Origin of the sequence: Rhizobium mongolense USDA 1844 (assembly GCF_000419765.1) — a bacterium.
Taxonomy (GTDB): domain Bacteria; phylum Pseudomonadota; class Alphaproteobacteria; order Rhizobiales; family Rhizobiaceae; genus Rhizobium; species Rhizobium mongolense.
The window spans coordinates 42,521-66,900 of record NZ_ATTQ01000025.1; the positions used below are offsets into that span (position 1 = coordinate 42,521).

At 58.9% G+C, this 24,380-nt stretch carries 20 protein-coding genes and 2 pseudogenes; 12 read left to right on the forward strand and 10 right to left on the reverse strand.

Translation table 11 applies throughout. The annotated features are described in order from the left end of the window. Positions 1-36: 36 nt before the first annotated feature. The 3 genes from A3C3_RS0131240 to A3C3_RS0131250 all read left to right on the forward strand — a co-directional run bounded on the left by A3C3_RS0131240 (position 37) and on the right by A3C3_RS0131250 (position 3,211). Entirely contained in the window at positions 37-1,062 is a 1,026-nt protein-coding gene (locus A3C3_RS0131240; RefSeq protein ID WP_022718492.1) for a hypothetical protein, read from the forward strand. A gap of 67 nt (positions 1,063-1,129) precedes the next feature. Further along, positions 1,130-2,155, forward strand: coding sequence for a hypothetical protein (locus tag A3C3_RS0131245; protein WP_022718493.1), 1,026 nt, complete (start codon positions 1,130-1,132; stop codon positions 2,153-2,155). Between the two features lie 51 nt (positions 2,156-2,206). Further along, entirely contained in the window at positions 2,207-3,211 is a 1,005-nt protein-coding gene (locus A3C3_RS0131250) for an SMEK domain-containing protein (RefSeq protein WP_022718494.1), read from the forward strand. A gap of 66 nt (positions 3,212-3,277) precedes the next feature. On the opposite strand, the gene A3C3_RS0131255 is transcribed toward A3C3_RS0131250, so the two are convergent. From A3C3_RS0131255 to A3C3_RS44145, 4 genes and pseudogenes are all read right to left on the reverse strand, one after another. Then, on the reverse strand, positions 3,278-3,883 hold the full coding sequence (locus A3C3_RS0131255; RefSeq protein WP_145611429.1) for a DUF2971 domain-containing protein: 606 nt from the start codon (positions 3,881-3,883) through the stop codon (positions 3,278-3,280). Between the two features lie 151 nt (positions 3,884-4,034). Next, complete coding sequence (locus A3C3_RS0131260; RefSeq protein WP_022718496.1) at positions 4,035-5,222, reverse strand: ORC-CDC6 family AAA ATPase; 1,188 nt, start codon at positions 5,220-5,222, stop codon at positions 4,035-4,037. Beyond that, complete coding sequence (locus A3C3_RS0131265) at positions 5,223-6,497, reverse strand: metallophosphoesterase family protein (protein ID WP_084797076.1); 1,275 nt, start codon at positions 6,495-6,497, stop codon at positions 5,223-5,225. A gap of 507 nt (positions 6,498-7,004) precedes the next feature. After that, positions 7,005-7,486 (reverse strand): annotated as a pseudogene (locus A3C3_RS44145) (S1 RNA-binding domain-containing protein); the annotation flags it as partial. Positions 7,487-7,578: 92 nt separating this feature from the next. Here A3C3_RS44145 and A3C3_RS0131280 point away from each other — a divergent pair. After that, a complete protein-coding gene (locus tag A3C3_RS0131280) occupies positions 7,579-8,943 on the forward strand; it encodes a hypothetical protein (RefSeq protein WP_022718500.1) in 1,365 nt (454 codons plus the stop codon). Positions 8,944-9,306: 363 nt separating this feature from the next. Here the strand turns inward: A3C3_RS0131280 and A3C3_RS44150 are convergent. From A3C3_RS44150 to A3C3_RS0131305, 6 genes and pseudogenes are all read right to left on the reverse strand, one after another. Then, positions 9,307-9,561, reverse strand: a pseudogene (locus A3C3_RS44150) (ATP-binding protein); the annotation flags it as partial. Further along, a complete protein-coding gene (locus tag A3C3_RS0131285) occupies positions 9,558-10,853 on the reverse strand; it encodes a hypothetical protein (protein WP_145611431.1) in 1,296 nt (431 codons plus the stop codon). The gene A3C3_RS0131285 and the pseudogene A3C3_RS44150, both read right to left, overlap by 4 nt. Positions 10,854-10,884: 31 nt before the next feature. Further along, the gene (locus A3C3_RS0131290) at positions 10,885-11,595 is read right to left on the reverse strand and encodes a TfuA-like protein (RefSeq protein ID WP_022718502.1); all 711 of its coding nucleotides are present in this window, start codon (positions 11,593-11,595) and stop codon (positions 10,885-10,887) included. Next, entirely contained in the window at positions 11,592-12,833 is a 1,242-nt protein-coding gene (locus A3C3_RS39690) for a YcaO-like family protein (RefSeq protein ID WP_022718503.1), read from the reverse strand. Before A3C3_RS39690 ends, A3C3_RS0131290 begins: the two co-directional genes overlap by 4 nt. 4 nt (positions 12,834-12,837) lie before the next feature. After that, positions 12,838-13,395 carry a hypothetical protein gene (locus A3C3_RS0131300; RefSeq protein ID WP_022718504.1) on the reverse strand — a complete coding sequence of 186 codons (558 nt, stop codon included), beginning with the start codon at positions 13,393-13,395 and terminating at the stop codon, positions 12,838-12,840. A gap of 9 nt (positions 13,396-13,404) precedes the next feature. Then, positions 13,405-15,081 carry a BTAD domain-containing putative transcriptional regulator gene (locus A3C3_RS0131305; protein WP_167521877.1) on the reverse strand — a complete coding sequence of 559 codons (1,677 nt, stop codon included), beginning with the start codon at positions 15,079-15,081 and terminating at the stop codon, positions 13,405-13,407. A gap of 450 nt (positions 15,082-15,531) precedes the next feature. Between A3C3_RS0131305 and A3C3_RS39695 the strand changes: the two genes are divergently transcribed. From A3C3_RS39695 to A3C3_RS0131345, 8 genes are all read left to right on the forward strand, one after another. Beyond that, positions 15,532-17,118 carry a S8 family serine peptidase gene (locus tag A3C3_RS39695; protein WP_022718506.1) on the forward strand — a complete coding sequence of 529 codons (1,587 nt, stop codon included), beginning with the start codon at positions 15,532-15,534 and terminating at the stop codon, positions 17,116-17,118. Between the two features lie 48 nt (positions 17,119-17,166). Then, the gene (locus tag A3C3_RS0131315) at positions 17,167-18,507 is read left to right on the forward strand and encodes a clostripain-related cysteine peptidase (protein WP_022718507.1); all 1,341 of its coding nucleotides are present in this window, start codon (positions 17,167-17,169) and stop codon (positions 18,505-18,507) included. A gap of 170 nt (positions 18,508-18,677) precedes the next feature. After that, a complete protein-coding gene (locus tag A3C3_RS0131320; RefSeq protein ID WP_145611433.1) occupies positions 18,678-18,974 on the forward strand; it encodes a hypothetical protein in 297 nt (98 codons plus the stop codon). Between the two features lie 3 nt (positions 18,975-18,977). Then, on the forward strand, positions 18,978-20,051 hold the full coding sequence (locus tag A3C3_RS0131325; RefSeq protein ID WP_022718509.1) for a M14 family metallopeptidase: 1,074 nt from the start codon (positions 18,978-18,980) through the stop codon (positions 20,049-20,051). 309 nt (positions 20,052-20,360) lie between these two features. Continuing rightward, positions 20,361-21,107, forward strand: coding sequence for an SH3 domain-containing protein (locus tag A3C3_RS39700; protein WP_022718510.1), 747 nt, complete (start codon positions 20,361-20,363; stop codon positions 21,105-21,107). Then, a complete protein-coding gene (locus tag A3C3_RS0131335) occupies positions 21,104-21,820 on the forward strand; it encodes an N-acetylmuramoyl-L-alanine amidase (RefSeq protein ID WP_022718511.1) in 717 nt (238 codons plus the stop codon). The genes A3C3_RS39700 and A3C3_RS0131335 overlap by 4 nt, the downstream gene beginning before the upstream one ends. 61 nt (positions 21,821-21,881) lie before the next feature. Then, a complete protein-coding gene (locus A3C3_RS0131340; protein ID WP_022718512.1) occupies positions 21,882-22,838 on the forward strand; it encodes a hypothetical protein in 957 nt (318 codons plus the stop codon). Between the two features lie 35 nt (positions 22,839-22,873). Continuing rightward, positions 22,874-24,343, forward strand: coding sequence for a M6 family metalloprotease domain-containing protein (locus tag A3C3_RS0131345; protein WP_028740161.1), 1,470 nt, complete (start codon positions 22,874-22,876; stop codon positions 24,341-24,343). Positions 24,344-24,380: the final 37 nt, after the last annotated feature.

Below are 24,380 nucleotides of genomic sequence, written 5' to 3' on the forward strand. Positions count from 1 at the left end.
AAATGACGTCTATCTTTTGCATGCTGGAGAATTCATTTGGCAAACCATTTTTTGAAGCCGGTTCGCTATCCCGATGACAACGGGGATTTCCACAGCAACGTGCGATCGAACTGGGAAGGCGGCCGACTGACGAACGTCTGCTTCGATCTCAACATCCTCGCTCGAATCAGCGAGATATTCGGCAATCCATCGTCAGCTGAGATGCATGATCTGCCGGAGCTTCGACAGGAGCTCGCTCTTCCGGGACTTATTTTAAATCCCGGCTTCGCCTATCGCGAGATGGACCCGCAAAAGCTCCTCGGCAATTGGGAGGCGTTCGAGCATTTTGTGTCTTCACTATCTCCCGCATATCGCAACACTCCTGATGCGACCTGGACACCAGAGCTGTCATGGTCGGTTGGTCAGGCGGACGACGCGCCGCGATCCTTCTGGGCGCTACCTGAAGCCAAACGGGAATATCTCATCGGCTTCTATATCGCGCAGCTCTTGTTGCGGGTAGGTCGCAAGGCCCTCGGCGAGCCGCAAACTATGCTCTTAGCCTATCTCAACGACAGCTATCGCCTCAGTGGGCAATTTCTCCCGCTGGAGGCACGGATCGCACAGTTCGTCTATTTCGATCGATCGCGCGTGCCCGCCGGCGCCTGGTCGAAGTTCTGCCGTGACATTCGCGAGAATTTCACCAAATCAGCCAGCACGCTGCCCAGGCTCCAGTCGGTGGTCCTCAATCAGGTTCTCGACACCGTTTTGCTTCGGAGCGCACAGGCACTTCATTACCGTACGTCTCTTGAAAGCGATGTCTGGATCGTGACCCAGGATCGAGGCATGGCGAATTTCGCCAGCACGTTCTGCTATTCTCCCGACCACCGATCAAGCATAGGGCTCTATTCCGCCTTCATGACGCTTTCTCCGTTCCCTGAAATGGACACGGACCCATACTGGCGCGAAACGGACGCCATGATCGATCATTTCGCCGACGCGCCGCGCCGGACCTTCGAACTTCCTTATCTGGAGACCCGGGCGCGCCAGATTGAGGAGCAGCTGAAGCATCAACTGGGCGGTTGAGCGGCTGAGGACCGCGGCTCGCTTGCGGCAATGCACCTTGTGGAGGACGTCCACCGCGCATAACAATATGAAGAAAATTCGGGCGGGTTGTTTGGGAATGCAGTTCAAGCAAAGAACATTAATGCAGATCGCGGATATGATCTGCGGAAATTTCGAAGACAAGGATAGCTATTTCCGTTATCGTTCAAGCACCTATCTCACCGAGTTTTTCTACGACTGCGATACGGACTATCGCCATGACGGGTCGACCCGCAACTATTGGGTGGCCGAAACACTTAAGCAAATTCTTGCCGAGCCGCATCCGGGGCCAAGCGTTCCTCCGGAGACGTTCGGACGTGTCATCAAAACCCTGATGGACCAATCGGATGCCAAGAACGAGGATTCTGATCGGCCAAATGCGTTGGAGATGCTCAACGGCGCGCTGGCGCGGGAGGGCTTCGAGGCCTTCTACGCCGAGGACCGTCAATGCTATCTGCGCCACGTCGCGACCAATACGATTGCGACGGCAGGGCCCAATCCCCATCGCCCATTCTCGGCGACAGAGCTCAAGCGCCGAGAGCAGTTGACCGCATATCTCGAAAGCGTCTCGGAAGATGCGCTCATCGAGGACGTTCTGCTGCCGCTGTTCCGTCAGCTTGGTTTTCACAGGATCACCGCGGCGGGGCACCGGGACAAGCAACTGGAATACGGCAAGGACGTGTGGATGAAGTACACGCTGCCGACGCAGCACGTCCTCTATTTTGGCATGCAGGTGAAGAAGGGGAAGCTTGATGCTGCCGGCGTCAGCAAGGCCCAGACGGCCAACGTCGCCGAGATCCTGAATCAGGTCACGATGATGCTCGGGCACGAGGTTTTTGATCCCGAGATCGGCAAGCGCGTCCTGGTCGATCATGCCTTCATCGTAGCAGGCGGCGAAATCACGAAGGCCGCGCGAAACTGGCTTGGAAACAAGCTCGATGCCTCGAAACGCAGCCAGATTCTGTTCATGGATCGCGACGATCTCCTGAATCTGTATGTGGTCACGAACCTGCCATTGCCAACCGCAGCGGTGCCTACAGCCACGCCCCCGGATGACGGTGACCTGCCATTCTAGAGACGCCAGATCCGGCAAAACATCATCAATCAGTTTCAATAGGTTACGAAATTGCTCACACGCGGCCATCTCATTGGCCAGATCGTCGATGATCTGGCCGGCATTGCAGCGCAGGCTCAGCAGCGCGCGCAGCTGCATCTCTTTGACCTCCACGTCCACGTCGAGGACTTCGCCAAGGAGGTGCTCAATCGTGTGCTCGGCCTGGCCCTGGTGAACCTCAATGCGGAGCGCTCCAACAACCCCGGCCTCGACCTCGGCGACCCGGGCAGTGGCTGGGCATTTCAGGTCACCGGTGACAAAAGGGGTTCAAAGGTCAAGGACACGCTGGACAAGATCGATGCCGATCAAAGGGCCAGGTACCAGCATATCCGCATACTGGTGATCGGCAAGAAGCAGGGCTCCTACACGTTCGAGGGCGAGCCTTTCGATACGTTCAAGTTCACTGTCGATATGGTCTGGGATTTCGACGACATCTGCGCCCGCCTGATGTCGCTTCCCATCGATACGCTCACTGACCTGGCAAGATACGTCTCCAGCGAAACCCGCCGGGTTCGCATCGAGCTCGAAGTAGCTGATGAGCAGGGCCGGTATCCGACCAACATCGATCACCTCATCGAAAGTCAGCCCAAGCCGCGGCTCACCAATGCTTCAAAGCTCGCGGCAATGGACGATCGAGTCGACCCGGCAGAGGCCGAGAAAGTCATCAGGCTTCTCAGCGGCAGGCTTGCCATGCTCCCGCGCCTTACGCGCGAGGTTTTTTGGTTTCTTGTTGAACGTCGGGACGAGAAGCTATCGAGCGGCGATCATTACCGGATCAGCGATAAGAAGCTACGCAGAATCTATAGTGGCGACGACCTTGATGGCGATCTCGCCCTGCTGGAGGAGGCGCGGCTCATTACGCTGGATGAACCGGATGAGCCCCGTGGACTCTACTACTGGCTGATCCTTTTTCCAGGAGACAACTTCAATACTGGCATTTCGATCATTGAATTTGCGGAAGAACTGAAGATCGATCTTCGTAAGGTGCTCGTGTCTCTAGATTTCTCGGACTTTTAGGATGTCTGTCAGCGCATCATGTCGAGCCGTCGATTTGTGATCCAACCGGCATAACCAGTCGGTTCTTCACTTCCAGAGCTTGGAATCGCGGTTTCTGACCACGCGGAACGAACCGAACGCGGGACGAGCCTTGAAGGAGACGATACCGTCGCCGAAGGCGCCAAGTGCATCCGCCAGTCCTTGGCGACTGATCGTGGCCTGATCGCCGACAATCACCTCCTTCAGCTTTAACGTGTCGGAGAAGGGTTCGAAAAAGTGCTCGCCGTCTCGAATGCTGCCCTTCAGCGAGCAAAAGCAGCGGTACTCTGTCTCATACTTCCAGGCTGTGAATTTGGTGAGGAGCAGACCGTCAAGATCCCGCTCAACGAGGTTCCGACCCGCCGGAGCCGCGACCCGCCTTCTGCAGTATTTGATTTTGAGAAAAACATCGCTCTCAGGGACATCGAAGCCCAGTGCCATCCCTTTATGCTTTTCCGCATAATGCGCCCACAAGAGCGGGTGTGACCATTTGTGGCTCATGCACAGGATCCCGAACTCATCATTCCGCTCGGACTTCCACTTCTTCAACCTTTCCCGGGTTTCTCGACCGCGGAGGTTCCAGCCGAGCAGTTCGAAAGGGTCGTTCAAATCCTTAATTCTGGCGATTTTCAATCGGCGGTTCTGAAGGGCCATGATCCCATATTGCTGCGTCGTGAAATAATAGAGGCGCATAGTGCTCCACCAATGAGAGTTCGACTGCGCGATCCCGAAACCTGCGGGAACTCGATCGTAGAGAGTCAGAATTCCTGTTTGATATCCTGTTTCCTCAAATGTGACGATAGGGCTACCAGCTGCGCGGACGCTGCCGTCTCAGTGGCATGTCGCGGCTCCGGGCGAAACCAAGTGAATTGAGAAATTCTGCGGCTTTCCTGATCTGGTCCGCAAGGGGCGCTGTTGAGCGCCCGATCATGGCATCTATTATGTCGTTTACGACGACAGTGCCGAGGCGGTTTTTAAGCGAAAAATAGCTCTCAACTTCGGATCCAGAAATCTGAGGTCTACGGTCCTCCTTGATAGAGAAATAGACCCTGAGACTCGCAACCGCCTCGCACAACGCAAGAAACTCTGGACTTTTTCGATCGTCCAAAGATAAAACGCGCCGATCGGCGTCAGTCAAAGGTTGGTCATCAATGAATGTGTCGCCCGCTTCTATGGCTTCACCAACCGAGCAAACTACCCACGAGATCGGAAACCGGCTTTTGCGGACCAACGTATTGACAGATTTTCGCTGTAGGGGGCTCATTACCTCGCAATCGTCGAGGCAAAACTTGAACCCCAGCCGGGCGCCGTTCGGATTTTTTGCATGCCCCACGGACTGAGACAGCTGTTCGATGACGTATGCCAAGAACTCATATGGCTCACGGGGCGGCAGCATGGCTATAAGACTTTGCACATGACCGCGGCCACAAGCTTCATTCATTCTCCTCACGAGTGTACGCAGCGCCCTGGCAAGGTCTATGAACGTCTTCGGCGGCTTCTCCGTGAACGTCAGCAACTGGGGGAACTCATCACAGGTGTTGGTGACGATCGAAAGTTCATCACCCGCCGATAACGCCATGACACCTTCGATACGTAGTTGATGCGTTGCGGACAGGGCTTTTTCTGCAGCGATCAACTCTAATGCGAGCGAATAAAAGCGGAAAAACTCATAATCCGGATTTGGCGATCCCGGAAAAATCTCGTTCCATCCCATATAGCCCATCGATCCGGAAACGTGATCGGGGAGCCGGATATAGATTCCGATATGATTGAAATCCGAAATGGTTTTCTGAATGCGCAGCGAGGGATTTGAGAGAAGATCTTCCCAGCAAATGCTTCTTAAGAGCGTGGTCTTCCCGCTCCCGCGGCTTCCATAGACGTACACGGATTTGTCGGCCGACAGATGTGCGGCTATTGGTGTAAACCAGATCAGCGGCGAGCCGGAGCTATCGTGCTCCCACCGTGTGGGACGGAAGGGATTTAAAACAGCCACTCAGATTTCCCCTCTCAGGATCCAGTTTTTCTGCTCAAGGTCATAGTTGTCGATCACAATGCTTCGTTCTGCGAAAAGCTCCTCAACAATGGTTATCAGCCGCTCATCGGATACGGCATTTGAGGCATTTTCCACCAGCGCCTTCAGTTCCGACCAGTAGATCTGGCCTGCCTCAAGGATCTTGGCATAGACGAAGCCTGTATTCCGGTCTGAACTTCGCCGCCGACCATTATTCAAGGCAATCGAAACCGTCGCCTCGCGTTTAAGGAGGCCGGATTTGTCCATCCGGAACGGCGTTACGTGGCAAGCGAGCGGCGACGAATTTTCTCCGAAGAGAATATCAACTAAATTGAATCCCTTGGGGATATCTGGGGCGCTTATGGATACCAATGGGGCGCCATTTGGAAGTTGCACAACTTCTACCGGATCTTCGTGAATATGCCCATGTAAGTAAATCACCGGCCGCCCGAGTTCGCTCAAAGCCCCACGTAGCGCGCCGCCATTGACCAGCTCGGTGTAGGGCGCGAGCCGAGGCCGTCGCTGTGGCAGGAGGTTGTGATGCGCGACGAGCACCGCGATAGTTGAGCCAGCCGTGCTTTCGAGCGCTTGGACGACTGCCGCAATACTATCTTCGGCAATCGCCGGCGTGTCCAACTGACGGTCGTAGTAGGCCTTGATGGCAATCTCAGGATCCGGTCCACTGATGACCGCATCGATGGCGGCCGCGATCTGAGTCCGGAATTCCGGCGGGATGAATGCTTCCTCGCCGCAGCCCCAGCAGCTATTCAGCAAAAAGAGCTCGGCGCGGGAGGGCCCTTTCGGAATCGTCATTGCTATAGGCTTGCCGACCGGTAAGGGCGGAAGTCCGGCCGCGGCAAGTGCCTGAAGCAAAGGGACGAACTTGGTATTCCTACCTGGGTCTTTTGCAAGACCCCTATCTATATCGTGGTTTCCCGGTACGATGCCGATGGGAAGATTTTGATAGATACCCTTGCTGCCAATCTGCAGTGCGCTTGCGATGTAGTTCGCACAGGCGGCATAGCCGTCAAGTTTGCCATAGTCAGTCAGATCCCCCATTATCAGGACACAATCGACTTCACCATTTTCGATGATTTCATAAATTCGTCGAAAGACAGTCTTGACCGGGTTCCGTGAGATAATATTTTTCAAGTTGAAAGGGAAAGTCGAGTCTTTGTCGTCAACAAAAGCTTCGCTGCTCGCGTTTGAGACGAGATGTATATCGCCTATTTGAAGCAAACGAATCTTTGGTAGCAATTTTTCCCATCTCCTTCTTTCTTACTAGCTGCCATGTTCCGAGACTGCAACGCAGAGTCGATCTGCAATGATCGAATTATGTGGATTAGGATAGTGCGCTTGCCTGTTGGCGGTGTGGGACACTGACAACCTGTTTTACGCATGGCGCTGGAATAGGGTCGTCTTTTGCACACGTTCCCGTCAATTGATGAAGGCCAGACCAAAATAGAGGCTCAAGCTCAGTTAGCCGCCATCACGGTTTACGTCGAAAACATACCCCAAACGACTTGAATCATCCGCGAGGTACAGAACCACAACACAGTCATTGCCCACTGCTCGGAAGATCCATGATAGAGGCCATTATCAAGGATATTCAACGTGATGATCCCGTCAGAAATTTGCAGGTCGCAGGTTCGCATCCCTTCAAGGCGGTCAGGCCGGCTGCTCTGTATGGCTCACACGCGGTAGCACACCTACAAAGATTCGTAGCTTTGTATTGGAGTGGCTGCACCTCGTTCGAGAATCGGCCTATTCCGCTGCCCATTCCCTCTTCCAAGAAATTTCTCGGCCGGTTGCCCGGGTCGACAACCTTCATGGAGAGGCGAACCTTGCCGCGCTCGTCGAAGCCCATCAGCTTGACCCAGACCTTGTCGCCTTCCTTGACGACGTCGGAGGTCTTGGCAACGCGGTCGGAGGCTAGCTGCGAGATGTGCACGAGGCCATCACGCGGGCCGAAGAAGTTGACGAAGGCGCCGAAATCGGCGGTCTTGACAACAGTGCCTTCGTAGATCTGGCCGACTTCCGGTTCTGCAACGATGGAATGGATCCACTTGCGGGTCGCTTCGATCTCCTTGCCGGACGAGGATGCGATCTTGATCGTGCCGTCGTCTTCGATGTGGATCTTGGCGCCGGTCTTTTCGACGATTTCGCGGATGACCTTGCCGCCCGTGCCGATGACTTCCCGGATCTTGGTCGACCGGGATGTTAATGAGTTTGATGCGCGGTGGGTATCATCTCGACGTCATTTGCGGGCGACTTTCGGGATGGCAGAACATCATCGCGTATGGCATCATCGCACCACCAAATCGGTAGAGGACGCTTCATGGACATTATCAAGCGCGCGCCAGATTTCACGAAGCTATTTCCGACCCAGGAAAGCTTCAAACGCGCCCACGGCGATGTGGTGGCTATGTCCGATGCGATGCTGTCGGGCGATGTCAAGGCTTCGATCAAGGCACTGAGGGAGGCTGCGGATCCGGCCACGTTGAACAAGGCTCAAAAGACATTCAATATGCGGGCATTTGCCCACGAGTTGTTGCGCACAAGCCAGTTCGAGACCGTGTCCTCGTGCGAGGGCCGGATCGCCAACATCTTGATCACAGTACCCTCGACCGAGCGGGGAACGATCAGCGCGCGCAACGAACGCCATTATCGCCGCCTGATTTCGTTGATGGGCGGCAACCGAACCTACACGATTCTCTGTCGCCCCAGCCATATCGGGGCGATCCGGACGTGGTTCGCAAGCATTGCCGATGTCCAGCTTAATTTCGCCTATTCACCCCGTTTCGACTACTCGATTTGGGCTCAAGATGCCTATGTCGCCTTGAGCGGCAAAGCCGGGCAAAGCTTGCTCATCGAGGGGGTCTGCTTTCCCCGCTTTGACGACATGACGATCGCCGACGATCTCTCGGCACAGACGGCGATCTCGCTCATTCAGTCCTACCTTTATTTCCAGGGCGGCAATGTGTTGACCAGCTGCGACCAGGTCCTTATCGGCCTCGATTATGTGTGGAAGAACATCACCCGCTTTGGTCTTGCGACCCAGCAGGATGTCGAGCACGAGTTCGAGGCGGTGTTTGGACGATCGGTCCTCTCCCTTGGCTCCGACATGAGCTCAGACACCTATGCCTACGATCTATTCCGCCAGGGCATCTTCTCAGGATATGGCAACCAGCCGCTCTTCCATATCGACATGTTCGTGACACCAACCGGCATTCGTGGCGACTCGGGCAAGGAAATCGTGCTCATGGGTCGCCCATCCGCGACGCAGGAGGTGCTTGGCCGATATTGCGAAGTGAGCGGAGTCGATGGTGCGCGGATCGACAGATATTTCGAGCCAACCGAACAACTCCTTTCCGCGCACTATGAGGTCCGCCACCTGCCGATCTGCCTTACGCAGGGCGATCTTGGTGGGCACGCCGCGCAGGACTATTACTGGCTGACCTTCAACAACGTCATACACGAAGAGCACGGGGCGGGCGACAAGCGCGTCTATATGACCACTTACTCGGAAGATGCAGCCTTGTTCGGAACGGATCGCGCATTGCGGCAGGATCTCGAGGACGCTGCGGCCTCCGTATATGAAAGCCTCGGTTTCACCGTACTCCGGATGGATGGGCTTGAAGAACTGGCATACGGATTGGGCAGCGTCCACTGCATCACCAAGGAGCTCTACCGGATCGGGTGACGGTCCAACCGGCGCTTGCGCGAGCAAAACGTTCCCGTGATCCGATTGCCTACCTGTGCTGCAGCAAGAGCCGAAAATCTAAACCACTTGGACATGGAGCTCCTTTTCGGTTGACGGTGGGGCAGCTGTTCGATCCTTACGAAACTGAAGTGATGCCTCCCCATGCCCGGCGGAATCGGTATTTCTTTCCGCCAAGATCCTGAATGAAGTTCCCCAAGGCCAAGCTGCACCGAAGCTTCTGCTTTCGGAAACTCGCCTGATCACCCCGAACGCCAAACATGGCGGCGCCTTTCGTTCATTCTTTGCCTGCCCATCCAAGATCTTCCAAGACCGTCCTTCGCCGACGATGTCGTCATTGATCCAGGGAGGTGTTATCAGAGCTTTCGCGCGAACATACTCCGGCATAAGTTCGGTATGTTGACTCAGTTGGTAGCTTGACCCCTCGGTCTGCACGACGACGGCGTGATGTAGTAGCCTGCCGAGCGACGCCGTCGCGACAACTGAGTCGCGAAAACGTTACCCCATTCAGCAAATCCCCGGTTGGAGGTGAGGATCATTTGAGCCGCGCTCGTAGCGTACGTTGACGAGTTGGAAGAACAGATTGTCACGCCCAGCTATTGGGCTTGGCAGATTTTCTCAACCTTGCCCGAACAGACCGATTGCAGTTTTACCAGACTTGGAAAATAGTCTGCCAACGGGGCAAGATCTTCTGAAAAGCAGCCGTTGGAGTCGGGCCAGAACCAGGGCGCGCCTATCTGGGGTTCGGGAGGCCAGTGGCCGGGCGGCATGGTCCTGTTGGCGGCAATCTCGACGATGCCGGCGCAGAAGCGGCCAGACGTGATCTTGGGAAGGCCATGGCATGTGAAACATCCACCGGGGCTAGAGGGAACGATCGGGTCGAAGTTGAACCAGGGCGAAGGTTCGTCGCCAAGGCCGACGAATTTGAACTTCTGCGAATTCGGCACATCCGCCGCGTACATCGATTTGACGACTTTCCCGAGCGTCGTCCCTGGATGCACGATGAACGGATTGTTGCCCAGGTGGCACATGTTGCAGAAGTCTTGACCATCCTTGGGATGCACCAATTCGCCGAAATCCCGCTTCTTGAAGTCTTCCCAGCCGATGCGTTTCGTGCCGGAGCCGTCGTAGACGACGTTGTCGAAGAAGCAGGCATTTGTCTGAAGCCTGTCGGTGCAGATCGTGCCGGCATATTGCTCCTCCTTGTTGGCTTTGCGCCGGACGAGCATAACGCAGAACCCGCCGGAAGCGGCACCCCTGTATGTCCAGACTTCGGCGTCGTTCCAGTCGGCACGGAAAAAATAGCGATCGGCTTCGGCATCAAGTTCCCCGCCATAATTCCAGGCAGGGTCGGTTGCCAATGGACCGGGCACCGGGACCCCCGCGTCAACACATGACTTCTGGTATGCCGCGACGCTGTTGCGGTACTTCACCCGGTCCTGGTCCAAGCTACTGTCCTTCAGGACCGAGCCGGCGCCCTGCCGCTTGACAATTTCGTCAAACTCCAGCTGTCCGCGGGCGAGCCGGCGGGCGACCTGGCGCTGCTGCTCGGCCGCGTCGGTCCCGGCAATGGCTGCCGCCAGCTCGATCTCGACGAAGTTCCTTTCCGCCTGCTGGGTCGACGACCTGTCTGGTCCCGTCAGCGTGCCAGCCATCTGTCGGTATCGGGTGGATGCGCCGTCGGACAGTTCGCTTTCGACACAAGCGTGGACGCGATCCAGCAACCCGGGTCGATTGTCGTCGCTGACCTCGACCTCTACGCCTGACGGCACCTCGAAAATTCCGCCATAGGCGGCGATCAGGTTACACGGTTCATTCGAAGGCGGTCCTCCCGATGCGCCGCCCGTGAGCAACAAACCCGCGATGCCAGCGACGACTGGTAAAGCCCCCAAGGCTGCAATTATCCTCCAGCGCCGCGCCATTTCAGGTCCTCACCTGTTCGAGCAATCTGGCTGAGAACGGCGTGTGCAGAAAAATGCCGGGCTCGCGGGGGCGGGGAGATGGCATCCCAAGGCTGTTGAGTAGCAGCATGGCGTCGCGCGCCTTCAGCGCCGGCCCGCTTGCAGCAATCCAGTGCAGCGCAGCCTGCTGAAATTCACCTGGCAAGCCGGCGCCGGCCAGCACCTGCTTCCAGGTGCGCGACTTGAAATGAGTCCTGCTCGCCACGGCAGTGACAGCGCCGGCTCCGAGCTCGTCCAGCACGCCGGCCGCGAGCATACGCTCGACGATGTCGGCTACGTCGACGAGCGGCACGGTCAGCGGCAGATGTCCGATTTCGGCCGGCCCATGGACCATGGCCACATCGGCATCGGCATTGCGGCGAGCGGTGCGGTAATCCTCGAAGATGCGGCCGATGCCAACCATGCCGAACTGCCAGCATTCGGCGGCCCGCAGCGCACCCATGCTCGCCGCGCCAAGCACCTGGCAGCCAGAGTCCAGGGCAAACAGAATCTCCTTGTGCCAGACTGCAGGGCCGGATTCGAACACACCGTCGACCAGGCCGATGACCTTGCGGCCATCGAGCACAGCACGCATGAGGTCACCGCAGCGCGCGGGCGCCACCATGTCAAAAGCGGCCCCGCTCTGAACACCGGTACCATGCAAGCTCGGCCCGGCAAAAACGAGCGCCTTCATGGCAAGCTCCACTGTCGGAGCAGCTTACGAGCCGCTCGTCCGGAAGGCACGTAGGATGCGGGTCGGGTCATGCTGACGAGGTCGTCGGCCAGCACGCGCACCGCTTCAAACCCGAAGCCGCCGCCGCCGAGCGGGAATACGTAGATGTCACGGCCGCCCTCAGCGACGACCCCTACAGCGTCGTTCAAGGCCGGCATTCGATGGTCGGCCTGGTCGCCTGGCGGGAGGAACCGGCAGGCGCCGAACAGCCTTTCGGTGCCTGTGCCCGCCACGCCGCGATATTCTCCCTCGAAGAGGTCGTCCCTGGCGCCCGAGATGAACAGGGCCCGGCATTGAACGGCTTCAAGCAGGCCGGCCAACGCCGCGTCCTCCAGCCGCGGCCGGCAGCCGGAGCCGCTGAAGTACAAGCGCTCGCGCGTTCCGTCTTCCTGCGGCAGCAGGACAGCCGTCACCACCGGCATGGCGCTATCGTCGCCCGCTATGCTGAAACGCGCCTCGATGCCTGCCGAGGCGAGGCGTGACATTGCCCGCACCAACTCATCGTCCTCGCTGGCGGTGAATTCAACGCAGCCGGCTCGCCGTCCCGTGGGGGCGAGTACCGTGCCGAACAGGGCATCGTCCTCGATGAGTTCGCCCAGCGCGTGAGCGAATGCCGTGGCGATATCGCCGCCGGACGCTAGGCCAACCGAACTCATCCGGAATCCCAGCGTGTTCCACGGCGCGAGCGTGACCATGTCCATGCCAACGAGTTCGTAAGGGGCGTAGACCGCTTCGCCGGTCAGCCAGGACATACCCCTGACCCAGGCGAGCTCCTTGTCCGGCGGCAGGTACCTGGTCGCGCAGCGCGACTGACGGTCGAGCGGTACACTGCGAAGGCCGCGGCGCGCGAGACCCTGCGGACTGTCAACGATGGCGGTCAGCGCAGGCGCATCCTCGGCCAGCGCCTGCTCGCAACTCTCCATCACAGTCGAGACCCAGGCGGCCTCGAACGTCATGCCCTTGCCGGAAGAAACCGAAAGCGAGCGTGATGCCGGCCGCACCCCTGAGCAGACGGGAATGCCGATTACGTCGAGGTCGGTAATGTCGGCGACCCGGGTGATGCCGAAGTTGCCAAGGACTGGCTCCAGTTCGCTGCGCGTGAGCCGTCGCGGCTCCGGCTCCACGCCCGCGGTCATGCCGGTGCGGAATGCCTGGAGCCGGTGAAAGGCCTGCTCGATATCGCTATGCGCCGAGCGCATCTCCTCACGCCTTCTCTTCCCACGGGTCGAGAGTTGTCAGATTGTCGGAACGCAGGTTGCTGATGACAAAGGGCTCGATTTTGGCAGGCACTGTATTCACACCCTGATGCGTCTTGAGATAGTCCCTGATGTCAACGGCGGGGCCCGCGCTCCTCGGCTTTGAGACTATTTCCCCGGGCTCGATATCCAGCGCCACGCAGAAGTCGACGTCGCAGACGGTCCCATTGTTGCGGATAACGCGGCCGACGGCAGCCGCATTATGGAGCTCCTCGAACAGCTTGCGCTCGTAGTCGAGATCGAATTTGCGATGGGTCCCCTGTTGCTGCAACTCGCGCTCGCGCTGTTCCAGCAAATCGAGGTTGACCCCGCGCAGGAAGGGCAGGAGTTCCTGCACCACGGCGCTCATCGCAACGATCGGTTCCTTGCCCGCCATCTGGTTGATGGCTGGATTCGCCAGATCTTCCATCGAATAGTGAACCACCATGACCGGATCGGTGATCACGATGGTCAGTCCGTGATCCTTGTCTCCGATGATGAATGCACGTGATTTCTTCTCGGTCATTCTTACCTCCTATTTGATTCCAGCAATTCGCAGTCCGTCGATGAAACGTTGTCGGTCGACCGGCGAGCGGTGTGGCTGCAGCCGTGTCATACTTTCGGCCGTCTCTCCGGGGTAGATTTCCTGGAGGCGGTGTGCATAGCCGTTCGCCTCCCACCTATTGCCGAGTTGGCCGTGGCTTGCCGCCAGCACACGTAGCGCCGGCTCTTCGTTGCGAAGACGGCCGCACAGCTCGATCGCCTTGCGATAGTCTGCCTGCGAGAATGCAACGCTTGCCCCTACCCACCAGTACTGGTCGGGCGGTGTCGGATTGAGGTCGATGGCCTGCTCGAAGGTGCCCCACGCCTCGTCCGGGTCGCCAACGAAGCCCAGGGCGTCGGCATAGTCGAGCAGGATGTCGGCGGAGTTCGGGTGGCGCTCGCGGGCCAACATGAAGCTTTCATGGCACTCGTCGAAGTCGTGCTGGTAAAGGGCGACCATGGCGCGGCGCCAGTAACCGGCCGAATTGGATGGATCGGAGACGATGGCCTGCTCGGCAAGGTCGCGAGCTTCCGCCAGCAGCGCCGGATCGTTGCCGCCGAGCAGTACCCATTCCATGTAAAGCGAGCTGGAGGCGCCGGAGTAGGCGTCGGCAAACCGGCCGTCTTGGGAAATGGCCTGCGCATAGCAGCGCCGGGCGCGCCTCACGCTACGCAGGTCGCATGTCTTCAGCGTATCCTGTCCCTTGAGGAAGGAGAAATAGGCGGAGGGATCGCTGGTTCGATCCGGCGAGGCCAGGCTGTGCCGCTCGATGGCGCTCGACAGCTCGGATGCCACGCGGCCGACAAGCGCCCGGTTCGAGCTGACGATCAGCTCCGGCGATAGTGGATAGTCGCCCGCCCAGATGATTGCGCCCGAGCTGCTCTGCACCAGGCGCACCGTGAGTTCGTTTCCCCGTTGCCCCGGCCGCACGAACGTGCTCACAGCGTAGTCGGCGCGCAGGGCGGAGTTCGCGTCGAGGACCCCGCCGTCGCTGTTTGCTTGGAACGAGCTGTGCGAAGCCAGCGTCACGAGGCTCCTGTGCCGGGCGAGCTCGTTCGCCGCGTCCTCGACGAAGGCGCGCTGGAGGTTCTCCTCGCGGGACGGCGAGACCCAATTCGGTGCAAGCAGGGCGACGCGCGGCCGATGCGGAGCCGCAAGGGTGCCACGATCGGAAGGCACCGGCCCAAGATCGATCGATCGTGTCGTAGCACGGGTAAGCAGGGCGCGGGTGTCCGGTCTCGGCCCACTGGTCCCGTCCAGGCGAAGCACGTCGGTGAGCAAAGCAAAGACGCGCCGGGAATCATCGGCCCTGCCAAGCGCGCCGTACGCCGCAATGAGGGATTTGTAGGTTTCCTCGCGGCTGCTGTCGATGCCCAGCACATGACGCTCGAGGGAATGGATCAGAGCCACGTCCGCGCGGCCATATCGCGTCAGCTCTTTCAGCGCGCTATGGGCGAAGCCGAAATAGCGCTCACGCAGATAGCTGCGCGACACGGCGAAGGGGTCGTCGTTTGTCGGCACCTCGATGCCCTGCAGCAGGTCGCCCCTGTAGGTTTCCATGAGTTGCCGCAGCGAATTCTCGCCAGCAAGCGCGTCGAACTCGAGGAAGCGGCACACATCGATGCGGGACGGATCGGTGATCCTGAAAGTCTTGTCGTCGACAAACAATATCGACGACAAGGAGGGCAATGCCTTTGACATGCGCAGTATTAGCTGGCGCATGTTGCCCATATTGACATGCGTATCATGATTATCCCAGAGCTGGGATGCCGCCTGTGCCCGAGTAATTGTCCGGCCCGGAGTTAAAGCAAGCAGGGCAATCAAACAAAAACCGCGTGACGGGAAGGCCCGATCCTGCAAGCCTTCTTCGATCGCAGGATTTCCAAGAAGTCTTATCGATACAGGGTTGTCCATACCCAAGAGCCCCCACCCAAGTGAAGCTTCCGCCGGATCGCCGGAAATATCAATACTACTTCGCATCAGTCTTTGGGTGAGGAACTCGCAGTGTAACGCCGGTGTCACGCCAGCCGGTCGATCATGCCGTCTAGTAGGTCAAAGGTCGTGCAACGAGCATTCTCCTAGCGGTGCACCGGGCCGATCACTTTCGAAGGGGCAGGCATGGTCAAGCATATTGACATCAAGCTCGGCGGATCGACGGCAACGTTGTCGCGTAGCGATGTACTCGTCGCACTCAAGCCGGAACCGGGGCATTCAAGATCCTTCGAAGCAGAGGTGAATTCGATCGAATTGCGGGGGCGTGGTGCCCGGCGCGGCACGGTTGGTGGCTACCAGGTTGTCGAGCTTCCCATCGCACCAACGAAGCGCCGCGCGGCGCGCGAAGATCTCGGCCGTATGGTGTCGATGCAACGGCAGATCGCGGTCTACCATACCTCGGAGGACAACGTCCCTTTCGTGCCGACCGGTACCATCTACATGTCCTTCAGGGAAGGAACCGATCAGGCAAGCGTCAATCTCATCCTCCAGGAACACTCGCTTGTCGTGGTGAAAGCGGAGCGCGGTGGTTTCATTACCGTCGGGACGCGTGCAGATCCGCTCGAAGCCTGTTCTATGCTGCAGTCGAATCCGGCTGTAGAGGTCGCCGAACCCGATCTCGTCACGCCGAAGCAGCCCGCCAACATCTTGCTCCCCGAGGACCGGCTCTTCGGTAGGCATTGGCATCTCAACAATATCGGCAAGCACGATGGACAAACCACCGGCTTGAAAGCCGGTGCCGATGCGCGCGTCGTGGAAGCCTGGTATGCCCTGGGAAGCCTCGGGTCGGACAGTGTCGTAATAGGCATCGTCGATGACGGTTTCGACCTCTCGCACCCGTATTTGCGCGGCAAGGCGTTGTTGTCGTGGGATTTCGAGCGGAACGCGCCCGACGTCGGGCAAAGTGATCTGGCTGCCGGCAGTCGCGACTGGCACGGCACTGCATGCGCCGGCGTCGCGGCCGGCAGGGTCGACGCAGGAGATATAGTCGGGGCCGCTCCCCATGCGCGCATTATGCCGGCGCGCATGGGGTCTGACATCGATTCTGAAAAGCTGGCGCGAATCTTCGACTACATGACGGACAATGGGGCGTGGGTCGTCAATTGCAGCTGGGGGCCAAAGGCAGCCCGCTACCCCATCGGCCGGCGCGTCTCCGACGCCATATCCCGCTGCTTCAGGGAAGGCCGGGGCGGCCTCGGCATACCGGTGCTCTTCGCCGCCGGGAACCGGAACACCAGTATAAATGACGAAACCAACTTCAATGGGCTTGCGGCGCATCCCGACGTTGTCGTGGTCTCATCGTCGACCAGCCTCGACCAGAGGTCCGACACCTCGAACTACGGCTCTGAAATCTGGCTGTGTGCGCCCTCGAGCGGTGGTGGCGGGTGGACGATCGCGACCAGTGACGTGACTGGCAGCTGGACCGATGCCGTTGGAACCGTCAGGCCGCGCGGTCACAGTAGCAGCGACCATCACGAATATTTCGGAGGCACGTCCAGCTCCTGCGCCCTGGTAGCAGGCATCTGCGCTCTGGTCCTGTCGGCGGCGCCACGGCTTGGCGCTTCCGAGCTGCGCGCAATCCTGCAGCGCACGGCGCGACGCATTGGCGACGCCGGGGCCTACGTCCCGGACGGCCATTCGATCCATTTCGGCTTTGGCTGCGTCGATGCGGCAGCTGCGGTTGCTGCAGCGCGCGCAAGCCTCACGGGCTGACGGGGCGGAACAGAATTTTTGATCAGTAGATAAGAGGAGAACACGAAAATGGCCAATATTGCGGAATGGACAGTCATGGTGTTTTTGAACGCCGACAACAATCTCGAGCAGTTCGGGCTGAAGGATTTCCGCGAGATGGCGAAAGTCGGCAGCGACTCGAATGTCAATATCGTCGTTCAGTTCGATCGTAACGGAGGGTGGGCGACGACTACGCCACAATGGCGCGGATGCTACCGGTTCAAGATCGGCAAAGGCAGCAGCTATACGCCAGCCGAAGCGCTCGAATATTTGGGCGATACGAACATGGGAAGTGGCATCACCCTTCGTAATTTCGTCGACTGGGCCACAACAAAGTATCCAGCGAAGAAATACATGCTTGCGATCTGGAACCACGGTCAGGGTTGGCGGCATTTTCGCACCATTCGTCCAAATGTCAGCGGCTTGGAGCTGAGCACCTTTAGACAATTCCGCGAGTCGCGGATGGTCCGCGAGGCGGAGCGGCAGGCGCGTACGCTGTCGAGGCGAGAGGGCTTGTCCGACCAGACGCCGGTCCTACGTACGCAGGCGATTCCCCTGGATGTGACGGTCAACGGCTCTGTCCGCTCCGTATCCAGTGACGATACAAGCGGCGATACGCTCTACAATCGCGAGATACAGGAAAGCCTCAACGGGCTCAATTTCGACGTCATAGGTTTCGACGCGTGTCTGATGGGAATGGTGGAAACCGGCTACGCGCTGCGCAACGTGGCGAAAGTCATGGTCGGCAGCGAGGAACTGGAACCCGGTGACGGATGGAACTACGCCGGCTGGCTGCAATCATTAGTCGACAATCCGGAGATGAGCGGAGCCGACCTTGGCACCACCATGGTCAGATCCTACGAGGATTATTATTCGGGGCCAGGAGACGATCCCGCCACCACGCTTTCGGCGATCGATCTTTCGACCATGCAGAATCTTGCGACGACGATCGACGGCTTTGCGAACACCCTGACCAACGTGTCGAATGCCGATTTCGGCCGGATCGTTTCCGCCCGGCGGTCCTGCGAGGAATACGCCCCCGGCTACGGATTGCACGGCGTCGATCTGGCTCGGTTTGCCGAGCAGGCAGGGGCTGCCTTTCCGAATACGGATGTAGGTCAGGCCGCCGATGCTGTGTTCGAGGCGGTGCGCGCTTCGGTCATCGCCAACTATGCCGGCGCCGAGCGGCAGGGAGCGTTCGGCTCACATGGGCTCGCGATCTACTTCCCGGAAACACGAGCCAATTTCAACGCCGACCCGGATCACGTCGGATACATCAAGACAAACGCCCATTACCCGGTCGAGTTTGTTCAGAACCATCTCTGGGCCGACTTTCTCCTGAACCGCTACCTGGCTGGAGTCACGACCTAAGGCACGGCGTATGAAGCGGGATTCACGCGCCATGCTTGAGGCTTCTGATCTTACGCATGTCCGAAACCGCTGTACACTTTCGAGAGACTTGCGGCAGCTCTTGGTTACTGGGCTGTCGCGGTGTGCACCGCCCGCGCTACCAAACGGCGAAGATGAACGAGGAGTGGCCCATGAAACGCAGGATCAGGATAATGGCGCAGAGCAAGTCCGCCTTGCGCCAGGCCCTTGCCGACGCCGATGTGGACCTCGGCTGTCGCCCGTTGGCACAAATCGAGGGCGAAAGGATCGCGGCGATCGGCGTGGCGGAGGAGGAGGAGATCGCACGCCTCGTTGCGCGTGCGTCGACGGGTATCTCGATCGAAGTCCTCGAGACCGTTCCCGACGCACGTTCTCGCCTCGGCCTCGTTTCGTCAGGCAACCGTTTTCTGAGCGGCGAGCTGCCGCGCGGGCCGGGAAAGAAGGAGTAGGACATGGCGTACCTCAACTACGACGAGATCGTCAGCGCGATTCAGATTTTCGCTGAGCGGTATCCTGCTCTCGCCAGCCGCGTGTCCCTTCCGAACCTCACCGCAGAATCACGACGAGTCGAGGCCGTGGCAATCGGGAGGACGCGTAGTGCGGATCAGCGCACCGCAATTTTCGTCGGCGGTGTCCACGCCCGCGAATGGGTGCCGCCGGATGCCCTGGTCGGCCTCGCAGCCGATCTGCTGGAAGCCTACAGCTCAGGCACGGGATTGCGATATGGATCAACCTACTTCGACAAATCGACGATTGCCTCCATCGTCGATGACATGCAAATCGTGATCCTGCCTTGCGCCAATCCGGACGGCCGCGTGTTCAGCCAGAACGTCGATGGCGATTGGCGCAAGAACCGCCGCCCACTGCTCAATCACCAGGGCGGCGTCTGCCATGGCGTCGACATCAACAGGAACTTCGATGTCGCCTGGGATTTCCGGCTGCACTTCGCACCCGGCGGCGTGAGCGCGTCCGACGATCCATGCCATAAATATCTCTATGTCGGTCCTGCCGCCGCATCAGAATCCGAGACGCGCAACATCGTGTGGCTACTCGATAGCTTGCCTGGCACCGGCTGGTTCGTCGACGTCCATAGCGCCATACCGGCGGTGTTTCACTCGTGGGGGCTGGACTCTAACCAGACCGCCGATCCTGAGCAGAATTTTCTGAACCCAGCGTTCGACGGGATCCGTGGCAATCCCGACGATACTTACGGAGAGTTCATCACCGAGGTCGATCTCGATACCGTGCGGAGTCTGGCACGAGCGATGAAAGATGCGATCACCCTCGTGGCAGGGGATGACTACAGCGTCGGCCCCGCATTCGAACTCTATGCGACATCAGGCGCAAGTGATGACTACGCCTACAGTCGTCATCTCGCCAGGCCTGGGTTGCCCAAGGTGCTCGGCTTCACGATGGAGTGCGGCCACGAGTTCCAGCCCGATGACAGCGGGCGCGAGACAACCATCAAGGAGGTTTGCGCCGCTCTCCTGGCGTTCTGTGGAAAAGTCAACTCGCCAGACGCCTGAAGCGTGAGGTCAATCTTGGCCAATATCAGTTTGAGTGCGGCTGGGTGACGCTGGTGAAACCAGACAGTCATCGCAATGGGGAGCGGCCCTGCAGACCGTGAAGAGTTTGCAACAGATGGGAAGGGCGAGGGATGTTGCTAGCTTTAGGCTGTTCGGGGATTTTCATTGGCCACGGTCCCCGGCGCGTCCGCTGGAGAAACCGGTCGACACGCAGCCGGGCGAAGGAACGCCTTCTCCCGACGGCGGCACGGAATCGCTGTCCGACAAGCTGCAAGCCTGCGGAACGATAAGTCATATTAGGAGGTCGTAATGGCAGAGTATATCGATGCAACCAGGGGCGCAATTCGTGACGCTCCACTTACCAGCAAGCTTAGAAAGCTGCTTCTCGATGCGGCCGACAAGGCTGGCATAGACGCCATTCGCGTAACGTCTGCAGGACAGCCTGGGTCGACCGGTAGATCTAGGGGATCGGCGCGGCACAACGGAGGAAATGCCGCGGATTTTCAGATGCTGATCGGCGGCGAATATCTCAGCTTCACGGACGAGGAAGCGCCCAAACAGGTTCTTAAATTCGTGACGGTCTGTGCCGAGCTTGGCGCCACCGGAATTGGAGCCGGTGTCGAATACATGGGCAAGCGAACCATTCACGTCGGTTACGGCCTACCGAAAACGGTCTGGGGCAAGGACGGGCGGCGGGTAAACGCACCTGACTGGCTCGTGAAGGCTTTCGAAGGAGGCTGGCGCAACAGCACTTTTGCTGCGGCCGTCGGCTTTGCCGTTACCGCCCGCAACGGGGCGAGATTGCGTGCAGGGCCTGGTGCGGAATTTGAAACAATCGCAACGATACCGCGCGACACCCCAGTCGCCGTGCTCTCAATCGACGGGGAAAACAAGGATTGGGCGCGCGTCGATCTGGTCGGCGATGGATATGTCGATGGACATATCCATCTGGCCTTTGTTGGCGAGGTCGCGAAATCTGGTCTTCCAGAGGACCCGATCGACGATGCGGTGGAGGACAATTGGCTTGCGGACGATGAGAAAGGGAAAAAACGATGAGCGACTTGGATATTCTCAGGAAGCGGATCAATTCCGGCGCAAACATAAAGTTCCAGGAATTTGAGGACCTGCTTGCGCAACAAGAGGCCATTGAGGACGCTCTTGAGATCATGCGCGGCAACGCCAACGGACTTCGTGGAGAACCGTTCACCTTGCGCGCGTCGGGCTCGGGGCTTGCGATCGTCGTTGGCCATACCCAAAATGCGCAGGGCGCCTATGGTGGCCCTCCCATCAATCAAAGCGAGTATGTCTGGAACAAGGATCTCGCCTCGAAGATAAAGGCAGCCTGTTCTCGCCTCGGCGTTCCCGCCAAGATTTTCTATCGCGACAATGTCGGGATCAGCGGAGCCTATCAGCAGGTCCTGAACTGGGGCGCGACCTGTGTGATGGAGCTACATTTCAATGCCCATATGGGCGCCGCCAAGGGAACCGAAACACTCTATGATGCTGAAACAAATTCGGGATCGAAAGAGTGGGCGAGGAGGCTCCAACGCGCGATGCTCGAAGCGCTGGGAACCGCGGATCGGGACCTGAAGGAGCGGGATCCCGGAGACCGCGGCTACGAAAGCGTGTCGGCGATCGACATTCCCTCCGCCCTCGTCGAGCCCTTCTTCGGGGACAATGTCTCAGACGCAACAAAGGGGCACAACAACAAGGACGAACTTGCTGAGGCTTTGGCCCGCGCGGCGGCGGCGCAACTCGGCATCGCTTAGCCCTTTCAGGATCTCAGCGGCGAAGCCGCGTCAACGAGAACTGTGGACTTCGGAGGAAATAATGTCCAAGGCACCACGAGCAAGAAGCAAGCCGGAAGCGGACGCCAAATTGGCGTCAAAGCCGAAAACCGTACCTAAACGGTTTGCCTCGTTCACGCTCGAAAAAGATCCGGCGATTTGCCTGGTCTACCACCCGCGCAACGGCCGCGGTCAATATCTCGCCAAGTCTGACTATGTCGCACTTAACGCGGGTGGCCAGCTCGATGATCGTGCGCGCGCCGCGCAGGTGGTCAGGGCCCCAAAAATCTGCGCCGACGGTGACTCCTGGATCAATATCCTGTCGGAAATTTCCTGGGTGCTGGGCTATGAGAAGACGTTCTTCGACATCATCGAGCAAGACTATTATACGGGCAGCGTCGCGTGGCCCGGAGACACGTTCGAGCAAATGCTGTCGAAACGAGATTACCGCCAGAAGATCGGGTCGGCCATCTTCGACTATTTCGTCTTCTCGGGAGGCGGCAACGACCTTCTGGGTGGTGGCGCGCTGTCGGGTTTTCTCAAGCACAAGAGCGAGGCTTCCGGCAGTGCGCCCACATCCCATCTTCATGTCGACCTGATCAAGAGGGTCACTGACCGGCTTGAGTGGGGGTATGGCCAGATCGCCGACGACGTCAAGCGTTTGTCGCGGCCCCGAAATACCCGCATGCTTGTTCATGGTTACGACATCCCGACGCCGCGCAAAGATGGCATCTGGCTTGGTGGCCCCTTTGTGCGGCGCGGATACAGTCTGACCGCGGACCGGGTGCTGATACAGGCGATCCTCACCTATCTCGTTGGAGAGCTGTACGACCTCCTCGCCCGCGTTGCGGAGAAAAAGGACAACGTTACCGTCGTTGACCTGCGAGGCAGTGTCCGGGGCCGCTGGGTCGACGAACTCCATCCGAGGGAGGTGGCCTCCATCGATATCGCCTCACGGTTCACCGCGATTTTCGGACCGAGCACACTGGTATCCAACTGATCGCTCAGACGAGTTTCATATTGGAGGAGGGGGAAATGAGGGTCTCGGCAAAACCATTTCGGTTGTGCGGCTGCGGAAAGTCGCAATGTGCGGTTCCGCCGTCGCCGGAGTTGCTGGCGCAGCTTTACGGGCGGTTCCTGTCATTGAAGGCAGATGGCAGGCTTCCACCGAAATTTACCTTCAACGACTACTACAAGGTCTGGCGCTCAAGCCGGCGCGGCTCGAAATATGTCGGCCTCGACGATGGCGCGATGGAATTTGGACAGGCAGCGGTGCGGGAGCTGATCGACCGCCCGCCCCAACAGCTTTCAGGGGAAATCCGCACCCTCGTTCTGTTAGTCGATTTCCCGGACCGACCGCACGCACCCGACCACTCGCCGGGCCTTTATGAGCAGATGCTATTCAGTTCGGGCCATGTTTTTCCAACCGGCAGCATGCGCGACTATTATCGCGATGTCAGCGGATGGGACGCGAATGCCGGCACTGGGATCGACGTCGTCGGCAAGGTGCACGGCTGGTTCAGGATGCCCCAGCCTCTGAGCTTTTACACCGATGGATCATCCGGCATGGACGGGAACGATCCCCGCAACGCCCAGGGAATGGCACGCGATGCGGTCGCCGCGGCTGTCGCCGCTGGGGTCGATTTCGGCGGCTACGATGTCCTGGGGGAAGGCGTCGTGACGGCACTCTTCATCATCCATGCCGGCGCCGGTGCCGAGCAGTCTGGCGACAGAAACGACATCTGGAGCCACAAATGGGTCATCCCGAATGGCGGCGTTCAAGTCGGACCAAATGTCAAAGTCAGCACCTACCTGACGGTTCCCGAGGATTGCCGTGTCGGCGTCTGCGCCCATGAGTGGGGGCATCTCGCCGCACGGTGGGCTGACTACTACGATACCGGATCATCGCAGAACATGCGTTCCAGCGGGCTTGGCAACTACTGCCTCATGGCGTCAGGATCCTGGGGAAATGGAGGCCTGCTGCCGTCCTATCCCAACGCCATGCTGCGCATGTTCCATGGATGGATCACGCCGGAATTCATTTCCCTGTCGCAAAAAAGTATCGAGCTCAAGCCGGCCGCCGAAGGCGGAACTGCGCTGATCCTGCGCAACGAACAGACGATGACGGACAAGCAATATATCGTCGTCGAATACCGCCGGCAGAGAAAGCAAGACGCGTCTCTCCCGGATCAGGGTGTCGCTATCTACGTGGTCGATGAGGCGATCCAAAACGTCAATGACGAAGGCAATCTGGCGATCGAGCTGCTGCAGGCGGACGGAAAGCGCCAGCTTGCGGGCGTTTTTGGAACTGGTAACCGGGGCGATCCCAACGATCTCTACCCGTTCAACGACAAGCGGGAGGTCGGCCAGAAAACGAAGCCGCCTCTGAACATGCCAGGGGGTAAATGGACTGGAATAACAATCTCCATCACGGGAGATGCCGGCGACCCGAGCATTTTTGTCAACGTCGAAATCGAGGAAGCCGCGGCCGCTCCGAGCGTCTGAAGGAGACGGGAAGACCGAATTTGAGCCAAAGCGGGAG

Bases quoted from the DNA above. Each gene is read 5' to 3' on its own strand.
- A3C3_RS0131245 (WP_022718493.1), top strand. From the start codon at position 1,130: ATGAAGAAAATTCGGGCGGGTTGTTTGGGAATGCAGTTCAAGCAAAGA.
- A3C3_RS0131255 (WP_145611429.1), bottom strand. From the start codon at position 3,883: ATGGCCCTTCAGAACCGCCGATTGAAAATCGCCAGAATTAAGGATTTG.
- A3C3_RS0131280 (WP_022718500.1), top strand. From the start codon at position 7,579: ATGGACATTATCAAGCGCGCGCCAGATTTCACGAAGCTATTTCCGACC.
- A3C3_RS0131290 (WP_022718502.1), bottom strand. From the start codon at position 11,595: ATGAAGGCGCTCGTTTTTGCCGGGCCGAGCTTGCATGGTACCGGTGTT.
- A3C3_RS39690 (WP_022718503.1), bottom strand. From the start codon at position 12,833: ATGCGCTCGGCGCATAGCGATATCGAGCAGGCCTTTCACCGGCTCCAG.
- A3C3_RS0131300 (WP_022718504.1), bottom strand. From the start codon at position 13,395: ATGACCGAGAAGAAATCACGTGCATTCATCATCGGAGACAAGGATCAC.
- A3C3_RS39695 (WP_022718506.1), top strand. From the start codon at position 15,532: ATGGTCAAGCATATTGACATCAAGCTCGGCGGATCGACGGCAACGTTG.
- A3C3_RS0131315 (WP_022718507.1), top strand. From the start codon at position 17,167: ATGGCCAATATTGCGGAATGGACAGTCATGGTGTTTTTGAACGCCGAC.
- A3C3_RS0131320 (WP_145611433.1), top strand. From the start codon at position 18,678: ATGAAACGCAGGATCAGGATAATGGCGCAGAGCAAGTCCGCCTTGCGC.
- A3C3_RS0131325 (WP_022718509.1), top strand. From the start codon at position 18,978: ATGGCGTACCTCAACTACGACGAGATCGTCAGCGCGATTCAGATTTTC.
- A3C3_RS39700 (WP_022718510.1), top strand. From the start codon at position 20,361: ATGGCAGAGTATATCGATGCAACCAGGGGCGCAATTCGTGACGCTCCA.
- A3C3_RS0131335 (WP_022718511.1), top strand. From the start codon at position 21,104: ATGAGCGACTTGGATATTCTCAGGAAGCGGATCAATTCCGGCGCAAAC.
- A3C3_RS0131340 (WP_022718512.1), top strand. From the start codon at position 21,882: ATGTCCAAGGCACCACGAGCAAGAAGCAAGCCGGAAGCGGACGCCAAA.
- A3C3_RS0131345 (WP_028740161.1), top strand. From the start codon at position 22,874: ATGAGGGTCTCGGCAAAACCATTTCGGTTGTGCGGCTGCGGAAAGTCG.